The sequence below is a fragment of the Galliscardovia ingluviei genome (assembly GCF_014635685.1).
Classification (GTDB): Bacteria; Actinomycetota; Actinomycetes; order Actinomycetales; family Bifidobacteriaceae; genus Galliscardovia; species Galliscardovia ingluviei.
Genome location: NZ_BMDH01000001.1, coordinates 480,608 through 492,694 on the forward strand (window position 1 = coordinate 480,608; position 12,087 = coordinate 492,694).

Genomic DNA, 12,087 nt, shown 5'->3' on the forward strand with positions numbered 1-12,087 from the left:
TAGGCAATGGAGTGTGTTTTGCAATTTATCTGTGATTAGCTTACCCTAAAGTGTACGAGAATCTGAGAGTAAGTGTATAGGGATATGACAACAGAAGAAACTGCAGCGCAATCAGGTATTGCATCAGATCAGATAAATAGCAGCCCAAAAATTCACCCGCTTTTTCCTGGTAGTGTGTTTATCAGCACGGTGCTAGATGCGTTAGAGAGTAAAGACACGATGACTGGCAAAATGCGCGGTATCTATCTGCAACGTGCATTTATGGCAGGTGTATTTGCTGGACTATTTTTTACTACCTATTTTGTTATCATTGCAAAATTTGCAGGAACTGGCTCTCCAGCTATGGCACAAGTTGGGTCTGTACTGGCAGCGACAACCTTTGGTTGGGCACTCGTATTGATTTATTACACCAACTCTGAACTGCTGACAAGCAATATGATGGTGGTATCCATCGGTGCTTATTACAAGCGCATTACATGGTTGCATGGTATAAAAATGCTGTTGCTGTGCCTTATTGGTAATCTCGCTGGCGGTCTGCTCATTGCGGCTCTAGTACGATGCTCATCGGTAATTGATCCGGCAACATTTGCCAAAATGACTGCTGCTGTAGCTACAAAATCAGGTTATCTTGATGCTGGTGTATTTGGTATCAGTGATTTATTAGTGCGCGCTATTTTCTGTAATTTTTGCATCAATATTGCAATGTTGATGGTATATAACGGCAAACTCAGTAATGATTTTACCAAGTGCATTATTATGGTTGTTGCTGTGTTTGTGTTCGCGTTTATGGGATTTGAACATTCTATTGCGGATTCCATTTTATTTGAAATTATGGCACTGTACGGTGCTGTAGAACCATTACACGCAATTGGTGTAATTGCTGTGGTTATTATAGGTAATTTCATTGGCGGAGGGCTACTCATTGGCGTGAATTTTGCCGTTATGAATAATCAAAATACACGGCATGCACGTCAAGCACTTAAAGCAATGCCAAATCAGCTAGACTAAAATGTTGTATTATACCTAGCACGGAATGTGGTGGCTGTAGTGAGTAACTATAACCACCACATTGCTTTGATCCTCGGTAAGAAGAACTCTTTACTTTTGTGTGTTGTGCAATACGCTACTGTAAGGCTTTACGAATGCGCTTGAGACTGATAGGCTGTGTAGTTCCCAGCTCTTGTGCCCAAAGCGAGACGCGGAATTCTTCAAGCATCCAACGAGCTTGACTAGCACGTTCTATCGCCTGATCGTGTTCCACTCCTGCTGGCGTATGCTTTGCTTGCTCCTCAGCCTGTTCGACAAGCTGTTGTGCTTCTTGAACTTGCCAAGTCCATGTAGCATCTCTAGCCGCATCGCGTTTTGCCTTCTCTAATCGCAGTACATCAGCCTGTAAATACTTCGGTATCAAAGGCAACACATCTGCTGGAGTATCAGCCAGAAAACCAGAATGTACCAATGCATCACTATGCTCGCGAATGGATTGCAATACGGCAAGTAATGGAAGGGGAGCAGGACCGCTAATCGCCTGATCAACTTGTGCTTTACGCTCAATAATAGCAATGACGTCATGAGCAATTTCGTAAACAGTATCTTCAAAGCGATGTTCAATATCAGCAAGTGTGAGCGCTAATGCTTCATCATCGCCAATTCGTTCTGGATGTGGTACCAAACGCTGTACAGCAGTATATTGCATGTCGTGAACCAAGTGTTGTGTGGAATCGTAAGGTGCTGCTGCAAGAACCAATGCTTCCTTGCCTAGCCATCGTGAAGAGATGCGCTCGGGAGGAAGCGCTAAAGCGTTATAAAGCGCTTGATATACCATTTGGGCACGAGTATGTAGTGTAGCTCCTGCTTGATGAAGCATATTGGCAGATTCGATAACGTTGCCTTGCTGCGCAACAGCTTGAGCGCGTTTAGTTACTGTAGCGCGTGCCGATTGAGCAGCCTGTTGGGCAAAACGAGTGCGAAGCGAGTGCAGATTATCTCCAGTTGCTAGTACACGCACTTGCGGTGCAGTGTGTTTGCGATGATGAGACTGGGTTTTAGCCTTTCCAGTTGGAATGGTTTGTTCAATACTAAAATGCAATTTCACATACGCAGGTAGGCGCTCTATAAGCGCTTGGTCAAACACACTTGGATGAATTGGCGCTTGCACAACTTCTAAAGCGGCTTGTGTAAATGATTCAAAAAATGGCTTGATGGCAGGTGTATCGACAGGCTGTCCTTCACTACTGCGAATATTGGCAATCTCAGGTGCACTTTGATGCGAATCGAACCAATCAAGCATAGCCGAAGCTGTATCTGGAGCTGGTACAAAATGTACACGCAATGGTTTAGGAAGTGCTTTAATTGTTGCCACAATCTGCTCTTGAAGTAAACCTGGAACATTCCAAGTAAATTCATCCTCTGATAAACGTGAAAGCGCATGAAGCGGAATATGAACAGTGACCCCATCTTGTTCGGACTGAGGGTTGTAGAGATAGCTTAACTTCAGTGCGATTGGTGAGCCATCAGTGCCTGTAGTATGCCAAGTATCTGGGTAGTCAGCTAAATCAGCATGCTCGCTATCCTGCAGTCGTTCAACTTTTTCAGCATCAAAATCAAGAAGATGAGGCTGCTGGTGTTGCTCTTGTTTCCACCATGCTGCAAATGCTGCAATAGAAACAATATGCTCCGGCAGCACACGGTCGTAAAAATCAAACAAGTCTTGGTCAGTAATCTGCAAGGCTACTTGACGTGTGCGATGAGCTTCATTATCAGACTCTTCTAATACTGCACGGTTTGCTGCAATAATAGATTCGCCATGGAAATGTTGCTGGTACTGACCTTCAACAAACCCCTGTCGGATCAACAGTTCTCGAGCTTCAACAGGGTTGATTTTACCCCACTGTACTGTACGACCTGTAACAATAGGTAAACCAAAAAGCAGCACTGTTGCTTGAGCCATGGCACTGCCACGAGAAGCAGACCAGTGGGGCTCAGCATAGGTGGTCCGAGTTAAATTTCCAGCCAAATCTTCCGCCCAAGCAGGATCGATACTTGCAGCAAAACGAGCCCATAGTCGTGAAGTCTCCACTAATTCAGCAGCAATCACCCAAGCAGGTGGATGTTTAGCCAAGCTTGAAGCAGGGAAGAGTGCAAAATGTGTACCTCGAGAGCCAACATACTCATTGCGTGCACGTTTTGCCGCAATACGCATTGCTTTAGCTTTTGCAGCTCCCGAAAGACCTGTAAATTGTGAGGCTTTAGGCTCAGTAACGCGCTGCATACCCATACTAGAAAGCAAGCCGGCAAGCATAGCACGATGAATGCCTTCACTATCCCAACTGCACACCATGCTATGTGCGCCTTGCTGCGCGAGAGGCAATTGAACAATAGCAAAATCGGGGCGTGCACTTGGTACAGGTGCGCCAACACGCATATGTAAGTTCTTGCACAAGCGGGTGAGCTGAGCAACCAAATCTCGCCATTGGCGCATGCGCAGCATATTCATATATTCTTGTTTACATAACGCCCTCAGCAGTCTGTTCGTTGGATCACCATCGAGCTGGAAGAAACGATCCCAAATGTTGAGTATGGTTAAGAAATCGCTGGTAGGGTCAGCATACCGGTTATGAATACGGTCAGCTTCATCCTGAGCTTCCTGTGGGCGTTCTCGTGGATCCTGCAAACTTAAAAACGCCACAATCACTAATACTGCAGCAAGCGTATTCGGCGTATTTCTTGAGGCTTGATTTACCATTCTAGCAAAGCGCACATCAATAGGTAGTTGTGCGATTTGTCGGCCAATATGAGTCAGCATTACCTTGCCGCGAGTACGTTTCACAGCCCGTAATTCAAGCAAATCTTGGAAGCCTTGAGCAATTGCTTTGGTGTCGGGGCTATCGATGAAGCCAAAATTGGTAACATCATCAATATGATGAGCCACTCCCACAGCCAGCATATGTAAGATAACAGAAGCAAGCGAAGTTCGTAAGATTTCTGGCTCGGTAAACACGTCACGTGAAGCGAAGTCTTCTTCGCTGTATAGTCGTATTGCAATACCATCAGCAAGACGACCACAACGACCCGATCGCTGATTGGCACTGGCCTGGCTAATCGGCTCAATAGGTAATCGTTGCACTTTGGAGGCCTTAGAATATCTGGAAATACGTGCAAGACCAGTGTCTACCACATAGCGAATGCCGGGAACTGTAAGTGATGTTTCTGCCACATTTGTTGCTAGTACAATACGCTGATGTTGGTGTGGTTCAAAAACACGATGCTGTTCTTTAGTTGAAAGTCTTGCATAGAGCGGCACAATTTCTATGGCATCATGGCGAGATGTATCTGCCACTCGTTGACCAAAATAGCGTGTGAGCTGTGTTTGATAGTCATGAATATCGCGTTCGGAAGCGGCAAATACCAAAATATCGCGCGGACCATCAACGTGCTGCGAATATGCAATAAGTTCGGCACATGCACGTGTTACTGCCTGTGGCATATCAAGTTGACTATCTGCGTCTATATCAGTCGATGAATTTTGCTGGAGATTGGTTGTTGCAGGATTGTGAAATCCGCGAACAGAAGGTAGCAGACTAGTCGGCCCATCAATCGGTTCATACAGGATTTCCACTGGATATGTGCGTCCTGAAACTTCAATAACAGGGACAGTGTCATGGATCACATGCTCAAAATGTTCTTTGAATTTTTCAGCATCAATAGTTGCCGAGGTGATAATCAATTTCAAATCATGACGTGTAGGCAAGAGCTGAGAAAGATAACCTAACAAAAAATCAATATTTAAGCTACGCTCATGGGCTTCATCAATAATGATGAGGTCATAGGCTTCAAGACGAGGATCATGTTGGATTTGCGCTAACAAAATACCGTCAGTTACTACTCTAAGGCGTGTTGATGGCGCAGAAGTATCTTCAAATCGTACTTGAAAACCAACTTCCTGACCAAGAGGAACCTGACACTCCTCAGCAATGCGACTAGCCACACTGCGTGCAGCAATACGACGCGGCTGGGTGTGTACAATCTGTTTACCGTGAGAGCCAAATCCTAATTCAAGTGCGATTTTTGGAATTTGTGTGGTTTTTCCGGAACCAGTTTGACCAGAAATAATCACTACTTGATGTTCAGTTATAGCACTGGCAATCTCATCTTTATGTGCTGAAACTGGTAGCTGCTCAGGATACGTAAATTGCATGTTTCTCCGCTATACCAACGTCAATATTTCTAAGGGGTGTTGACGGCTGCGCTTAAGCCGCACGATGTACTGATAAAATACGATACCCCTTACTACTAGAGTATTTACTCACAGCGTATTCGTCGGGCAGCGTCTCTTGTAACCATGCGGCAAGTGAATCAGAACCTAAATGTTTTTGTACGACTAGATACGCATTGCCTCCGGCTGCAAGACGAGGTAACCAAGTTAGTAGCAATGAGTGCAATATTTCTTTACCAACGCGAATTGGGGGATTTGACCAAATAACATCGAATTGTAGTTCTGGGTCAATGTTATCGGCAGTACCTGCATGAATATTAAGCCCCAAGTGCTTCGCATTAGCAGTAGTAAGTTGTAAAGCACGCTCATTGATATCTAAAGCCCACACTTGTGCTCGGGGGGATTCTAAAGCCATAGCTATACTAATTGGTCCCCAGCCACATCCTAAATCTAAAAAGTTACCTTGTTGTGGTAACTCTGGCGCTCCTTTTAACAGCACTGCTGTGCCGGGGTCTAATCGGTGTGAGGAAAATACGCCAGCACTGGATTGCACATGAACTTGATGTCCTCGAAGCATTACATCGAATTCAAGATGCTGTTCTGCAGATTGCGGCTGAGCAGTGAAATACTGTTCATTGCGTGCTTGTGATGTATGCTTGGTGTTGTGCTGCTTGCTCATACCATCCTCATTTAATACTGTTCGTGCGTGGACGTGTAACTGCTCGTGCTGTAAGCAAAACTTGCAGTATTTGGCGCGAAGTAATATTTTACTATGGTAGTAGTACTGCGAGAAGTTGGCAGTACACGTATAACAGAAAAGCGCCAATATGGTAACGTACCAATGGGGAGAACGATTGACACCAGCATTTGATGTAGTGCCCGACCAGACATCATCAGCACAAGATATTTTACAAGAACAAAGTGCAGTATTAGATCAGCATAGTCGTACCGGACAAGTCGGGACAGATAGTTCTTCGTCAATACTCAGTGATGATTGGCAACAACGAGAATCGCGTAATGAACTGCGTCATATTTCAGGCATCACTACTGCTGACGAAGAAAGCGAAATCGAATATCGCAAAATTCGATTAGAACGTGTCGTCTTAGTTGGTATTTGGTCGAGTCAAGATTCTTCACTGCAGGAAGCAGAAGAATCTCTGCGGGAGCTTTCAGCTTTAGCACAAACCGCTGGAGCAGTTGTTGTCGATGGCGTCTTACAACATCGGGCAAGACCTGATGCTGCTACATATGTGGGTTCTGGAAAAGCACGTGAAATTGCCAATATTGTAGCTGCACATGATGCTGATACGATTATTGTTGATGCTGATTTAGCGCCGTCGCAGCGACGTGGTCTCGAAGACGCTGCCAAAGTAAAAGTTGTTGACCGCACAGCAGTAATTCTTGATATTTTTGCCCAACATGCCACTAGTAAAGAAGGTAAAGCGCAGGTAGAGCTTGCACAGCTTGAATACATGTTGCCGCGACTGCGTGGTTGGGGTGCATCACTGTCAAGGCAGGCAGGCGGACAAGCAGCAGGACAGGACGGCGGTATTGGCTCACGTGGTCCAGGTGAAACCCAGCTTGAGCTTGACAGGCGTGTTATCCGCACGCGCATGAGTAAATTACGCAAAAAAATTGCAAAAATGGAGCCGCAGCGAGCGGTTAAACGCGCATCTCGCACACGCTCGCAAATTCCAACAGTTGCGATTGTTGGATATACGAATGCGGGGAAGTCGTCGCTAACTAACCGACTTGCCGGTGTTGATGAACTTGTTGGTAATGCACTCTTTGCCACACTTGATACTGCCGTGCGTAGAGTTAGCACGCCGCATGGTCGTCCGTGTAATGTTATTGATACCGTTGGTTTCGTACGCAGACTGCCTACACAGCTTGTTGAAGCGTTCAAGTCTACGTTGGAAGAAGTGGCGCTCGCTGATGTAATTGTGCATGTGGTAGATGCCACCTATCCTCAACCTGAGCAACAGATTGTTGCTGTTAATCAGATTCTTGCACAAATTGACGGTGTGAGCACAATCCCGCAGCTGATTGTTTTTAACAAGATGGATGCGGCATCGCTAGCGGTGCTTGAGCGTTTGCATAATGCGTATCCTGAAAGCATTATGGTATCTGCAGCTACAGGGGCGGGGATACCGTTATTGTTGGCACAGATTGAGCATATGCTTCCTGTGCCTCATATTGAAATTGAAGCCACAATTCCGTATACGTATGGCTCTCTCGTTTCTAAGGCACAGGATAGGGGAAGCCTAGATCGTGTGCAGTGGCTTGCTGAAGGCATTGCTATTCACGGTTTCGTGGATGAGTCTCTTGCTACGCAATTGATGAAAGCTGCAGCCGAAGTGGGTGCTGTAGAAAACTAACTATATCTGTGTGCAGTTGAATACCGTCAGTTTTGCAAATATATATGGATTGCATATGTAACGGTATTGTGTGTTTGGTAAGCAACACGGTGATTGATTACTTTCGTTGCTTCGTCTGGCAATGGTATAGTATCTAGAGGAATGGTCGAATGCCATCCTTGTAGTTAAAAGAGAGGTATCTGAATGGCAGAATCATTGATTCGCCCCACCAAGCTTGCGATTATTGGTGCTGGCGCAGTCGGATCCACTATTGCGTTTGCTGCAGCACAGCGTGGTTTAGCACGTGAAATTGTACTTGAGGATATTGCGCGTGAGCGTGTAGACGCTGAAGTACTTGATATGCAGCATGGTTCTAGTTTCTATCCTACTGTTTCTATTGAGGGATCAGATGATGTTGAAATTTGCCGTGACGCTGATGTAGTAGTTATTACTGCTGGTGCACGTCAAAAGCCAGGGCAAACACGTTTGGACTTGGCTGGAGCCACGATTAACATTATGAAATCAATTATTCCTAATGTTGTTAAAGTTGCTCCAAACGCAATTTATATGCTGGTCACCAATCCAGTAGATATTGTAACTCACGTTTCTATGAAGCTATCCGGTTTACCAGCAAATCAAATTTTTGGTTCCGGTACTAATCTGGATTCTGCGCGGTTGCGCTTCCTTATCGCTCAGCAGACTGGTGTAAACGTGAAGAATGTTCATGCTTATATTGCTGGCGAACATGGCGATTCTGAGGTTCCTCTGTGGAGCAGTGCTACGATTGGTGGCGTTCCAATGCTCGATTGGAAGGAACTGCCTGGGCACGGTCCACTGGACGCAGCAACACGTGAGCAGATTCATCAAGAAGTTAAGAATGCTGCTTATCGCATTATTGAGGGTAAAGGCGCAACGAATTACGCTATTGCTATGAGTGCTGTTGATATTGTTGAATCCATTTTGAAGGATTCCAACCGTATTCTTCCAGTGAGTTCTCTACTTGACGATTTCCATGGCATTTCTGATGTATGCATGTCAGTGCCATCAGTGTTGAACCGTGATGGTGTTAATACTCGCATTAATACGCCTCTGTCTGATGGGGAGTTGGCTGCGTTGAAGCGTTCTGCTGAAACACTTCGTGAAACTGCAGCACAGTTTGGTTTCTAGAGACAAATGAGTTGTTAGAAGCAAAACATCTAGAAGCAGGATTGTAATAAGTTTATGGGGAGTTATCGAGATGTAACTCCCCAAATTTAACACTCAGCATTTTGCTAGCAAAACACTGAGTATGATGGTTTGTATCTTCCTATCTTGCTCGGCTCGTGTTGAGTGAATTTAGGATAATTTTCTAAGTACTGTAACTACTTTGCCCATAATTGTGGCGTGCGTACCATCAATAGGTGCATATGCTGGATTATGCGGTATTAACCATACATGTCCATGTTCTTTGCGGAACGTTTTTACAGTTGCCTCATCGCCGAGTAATGCAGCAACAATATCACCATTTTCTGCTGTATGCTGCTGTCTTACTACAACATAATCGCCATCGCATATGGCTGCATCAATCATGGAGTCGCCGTGGACTTCAAGCATAAATAAATTGCCATTGCCGGTAAATTGTGCTGGTAGCGCAAATACATCATCAACATGTTGCTGGGCAGTAATAGGTACACCTGCTGCAATACGACCTACAAGGGGTATTTCTTGAATGGTATTGCCCTCGTGTTTCCAGTTTGGATAGAGAATGCGGCTTTGCTGCTCTTGGGTGTCTGACTCGGAAGTCGCACTACGTTTATTTGCTGTAGGTTGGCTAAAATGTACTGCATTCCATGCTGGTTCAAGCAGCTCAATTGCGCGCCCTTTGTTGGCGCTGGTACGGATAAAGCCCATATGCTCTAGACGTGTTAAATGATGAGAGACCGATGAAGGACTCTTTAGCCCAGCAGCTTTTCCTATTTCACGTACCGATGGCGCAAAACCCTCTTCGCTAATATGTTTTGCTATAGCTTCAAGAATCTGTACTTGACGTGTGGTCAGTTTAGACGAATTGCTCGCAGTTTCAGATACTGGTGCTGTATCAATTAATGACATAGGTGATGGAACTGCATGACTGTCGGGAGTAGAGGGCTGTTTTGGGCTGTTCATCGGTACTCCTTTCGTTATGTACACTGTAGCGCACTATTACACATAATGCAAACATATGTTCGAATGCACTTGCGTGTCGCCGAACTCTATGCAACAATACAAACATATGTTCTATAGTACAAATGTTCGATTACGGTAAAGGAGTACTGATGCAATTGCAAACGGTGATGCGTTCAAAAGCTGGTAGAGTGCGATCAATCGTGGTGTTATGCATTTCAAGTGTGTGCTCTGTGCTACTGGCCATGTTGGGCTTTGTACTTGCCCCTGCCATTTCTCACGGTGAAGATCATGTCGAGCACACTGTTACCTATACAGTGCAACAGGGTGACACGTTATGGCAATACGCACAACAGACGTCAAATAGTATAAGCGTTAAGCGCCAGATTGAACGTATTCGTCGTATGAATGATTTGCATACCTATGATTTAGAAGTTGGTCAAACACTTGTCATTCCTGTAGATGAGGCGTAGTTGTAGTACATATGTTTATGAAACAGGACATTGCCCAATTCCACCCTAAACGCTATGGTATGGATATGCATTGTCCTTTTTGTCAAAACCCAGATACAAAAGTAGTGGATACTCGAGTTGGTGATGATGGTTATGCCATTAGGCGTCGACGTGAGTGTCCAAAGTGTGGTAGGAGATTTACTACAGTAGAGACTGCCTCGTTGATGGTTTTGAAGCGCTCTGGTGCTAGTGAGCCATTTAACCGAGATAAAGTTATTACTGGTGTGCGCAAAGCAAGTCAAGGTAGACCTATTAAAGATGAAGACTTAAAGCAACTTGGTCAAAAGGTTGAAGAGGATTTGCGTTCGCGCGGTCTTGCTCAAGTTGATTCAGATGAGGTCGGTAGAGCAATTCTTAAACCATTACGTGATCTTGATGTTGTTGCTTATATGCGTTTTGCTAGCGTATATCAAGGTTTTAATAATCTTGATGATTTTGAGCGCGCTATAGAAGAGCTTAAAGAACATCAGCAGCAAGATAATCAGTCTGATGAATCATCAACTGAAGCATGAGTAATATCAATTTTTAGTCTGCAGAACGACGTCTATTAGGTAATATATTAAAGATTTTACCTATAATTATTTATAAATGATGGGTGTGTATACTACCGTTAATACACACCCATCATTACGTCAATTGATAATTGACTTTTCTTTTACTTTTGTAATACTTGTACGCGAATAGTGCCTTTAATCTGATGAAGCTGATCCAATGCTAAGCTTTCAGGAAGAGTATCAACATCAGTAACTACATAGCCAAGTTCACCTTCAGTAGCAAGCGACTGTGCAAGAATATTGATATTTTCAGCGCCAAGCGCCTGATTTACCTGCGCTAATATACCTGGCAGATTATCATGCAAATGTGTAATGCGTGCAACGCCGCGAACAGGGTTCATCGTCAAATTAGGCAAATTAACCGAAAGTGATGTGTTACCGCTCTGTGCATAATCAAGCAGTTTGTGTGATACGAATCTGCCAATAGCTTCTTGAGCCTCAAGCGTCGAGCCGCCAATATGAGGGGTGAGAATTATATTTTCATGCTTTGTCAAATCCGTGGTAAATGGATCACCTGCACTCTTTGGCTCAGTTGGGTAGACATCGATTGCAGCTCCAGACAAATGTCCAGATAATAAATGAGCATCAAGGGCAGCTAAATCGACAATAAATCCGCGAGACAGATTGATGAAAACTACATCTTGCTTCATTTTCGCGAATTGCGGTTCTGCAATGAATCCGGTATTTGACTTGCGCCCATCAATATGCACGGTGATGGCATCACTATTGCGAAGGAGTTCATCCAAGCTTGCAACTTTTGTAGCATTACCTAGGGCAAGTTTTTCTTCAATATCGTAGAAAATAACATTCATGCCGAGAGCCTCAGCAAGAATAGACACTTGGGAGCCAATATTACCGTAACCGATAATGCCTAGTGTTTTACCACGAACTTCATGAGAACCAGTCGCTGATTTATCCCAAAGTCCAGTACGCATTTGGTGTGCATGGGCTGGGATGCGACGCATTAATGCAATGATGTCACTAATAACGAGTTCTACAACAGAGCGAGTATTCGAATATGGTGCATTAAATACGGCAACACCAAGCTGACCTGCATAATCCAAATCAACTTGATTAGTGCCAATAGAAAAACAGCCAACAGCGCTAAGATTTGGGCGTGCTTGCAGTACTTTCTTGGTAACATTCGTCTTGCTACGTACACCGAGTAGATCAACACCCTCTAAAGCGTCGATAAGCTCGGATTCGTCCATAGCTGAGCGAAGTTGAGTAACGGTATATCCTTGAGCTCGCAGGTTTTCGGCGGCAACAGGATGAATATTCTCTAGTAACAGTGCTTGAGGCATACC

General features: G+C 44.6%; 9 protein-coding genes. 5 read left to right on the plus strand and 4 right to left on the minus strand.

The window, feature by feature from the left end; all coding sequences use genetic code 11:
- The first annotated feature begins 84 nt into the window (after positions 1 to 84).
- The gene (locus IEU85_RS01995) at positions 85 to 1,008 is read left to right on the plus strand and encodes a formate/nitrite transporter family protein (RefSeq protein WP_188354556.1); all 924 of its coding nucleotides are present in this window, start codon (positions 85 to 87) and stop codon (positions 1,006 to 1,008) included.
- 115 nt (positions 1,009 to 1,123) lie between these two features.
- Here IEU85_RS01995 and hrpA read toward each other — a convergent pair whose 3' ends face one another.
- A complete protein-coding gene (gene hrpA / locus IEU85_RS02000; protein ID WP_188354557.1) occupies positions 1,124 to 5,197 on the minus strand; it encodes an ATP-dependent RNA helicase HrpA in 4,074 nt (1,357 codons plus the stop codon).
- 52 nt (positions 5,198 to 5,249) lie between these two features.
- On the minus strand, positions 5,250 to 5,894 hold the full coding sequence (locus IEU85_RS02005) for a class I SAM-dependent methyltransferase (protein WP_188354558.1): 645 nt from the start codon (positions 5,892 to 5,894) through the stop codon (positions 5,250 to 5,252).
- 148 nt (positions 5,895 to 6,042) lie between these two features.
- On the opposite strand from IEU85_RS02005, the gene hflX reads away from it, so the two are divergent.
- Together hflX and IEU85_RS02015 are read left to right on the plus strand one after the other, a co-directional pair.
- Positions 6,043 to 7,593: a GTPase HflX gene (hflX, locus tag IEU85_RS02010; RefSeq protein WP_188354559.1), complete on the plus strand. Its 1,551-nt coding sequence runs from the start codon at positions 6,043 to 6,045 to the stop codon at positions 7,591 to 7,593.
- 183 nt (positions 7,594 to 7,776) lie between these two features.
- Positions 7,777 to 8,739 carry an L-lactate dehydrogenase gene (locus IEU85_RS02015; RefSeq protein WP_188354560.1) on the plus strand — a complete coding sequence of 321 codons (963 nt, stop codon included), beginning with the start codon at positions 7,777 to 7,779 and terminating at the stop codon, positions 8,737 to 8,739.
- A gap of 168 nt (positions 8,740 to 8,907) precedes the next feature.
- Here IEU85_RS02015 and lexA read toward each other — a convergent pair whose 3' ends face one another.
- Complete coding sequence (gene lexA / locus IEU85_RS02020; protein ID WP_188354561.1) at positions 8,908 to 9,663, minus strand: transcriptional repressor LexA; 756 nt, start codon at positions 9,661 to 9,663, stop codon at positions 8,908 to 8,910.
- Positions 9,664 to 9,866: 203 nt separating this feature from the next.
- On the opposite strand from lexA, the gene yneA reads away from it, so the two are divergent.
- Both yneA and nrdR read left to right on the plus strand, forming a co-directional pair.
- Positions 9,867 to 10,187, plus strand: a complete 321-nt coding sequence (yneA, locus tag IEU85_RS02025) for a cell division suppressor protein YneA (RefSeq protein WP_188354562.1) — start codon at positions 9,867 to 9,869, stop codon at positions 10,185 to 10,187.
- A 65-nt stretch (positions 10,188 to 10,252) separates the two neighbouring features.
- Complete coding sequence (gene nrdR, locus IEU85_RS02030) at positions 10,253 to 10,738, plus strand: transcriptional regulator NrdR (protein ID WP_188354979.1); 486 nt, start codon at positions 10,253 to 10,255, stop codon at positions 10,736 to 10,738.
- 143 nt (positions 10,739 to 10,881) lie between these two features.
- Here the strand turns inward: nrdR and serA are convergent, their stop codons facing one another.
- Positions 10,882 to 12,084 (minus strand): phosphoglycerate dehydrogenase, encoded by a 1,203-nt coding sequence (gene serA, locus IEU85_RS02035; protein WP_188354563.1) that lies wholly within the window; start codon positions 12,082 to 12,084, stop codon positions 10,882 to 10,884.
- Positions 12,085 to 12,087: the final 3 nt, after the last annotated feature.

Coding starts and splice junctions, on each gene's coding strand:
- hflX (WP_188354559.1), top strand. CDS start 6,043: ATGGTAACGTACCAATGGGGAGAACGATTGACACCAGCATTTGATGTA.
- lexA (WP_188354561.1), bottom strand. CDS start 9,663: ATGTCATTAATTGATACAGCACCAGTATCTGAAACTGCGAGCAATTCG.
- IEU85_RS02005 (WP_188354558.1), bottom strand. CDS start 5,894: ATGAGCAAGCAGCACAACACCAAGCATACATCACAAGCACGCAATGAA.
- nrdR (WP_188354979.1), top strand. CDS start 10,253: ATGCATTGTCCTTTTTGTCAAAACCCAGATACAAAAGTAGTGGATACT.
- serA (WP_188354563.1), bottom strand. CDS start 12,084: ATGCCTCAAGCACTGTTACTAGAGAATATTCATCCTGTTGCCGCCGAA.
- IEU85_RS01995 (WP_188354556.1), top strand. CDS start 85: ATGACAACAGAAGAAACTGCAGCGCAATCAGGTATTGCATCAGATCAG.
- hrpA (WP_188354557.1), bottom strand. CDS start 5,197: ATGCAATTTACGTATCCTGAGCAGCTACCAGTTTCAGCACATAAAGAT.
- IEU85_RS02015 (WP_188354560.1), top strand. CDS start 7,777: ATGGCAGAATCATTGATTCGCCCCACCAAGCTTGCGATTATTGGTGCT.
- yneA (WP_188354562.1), top strand. CDS start 9,867: ATGCAATTGCAAACGGTGATGCGTTCAAAAGCTGGTAGAGTGCGATCA.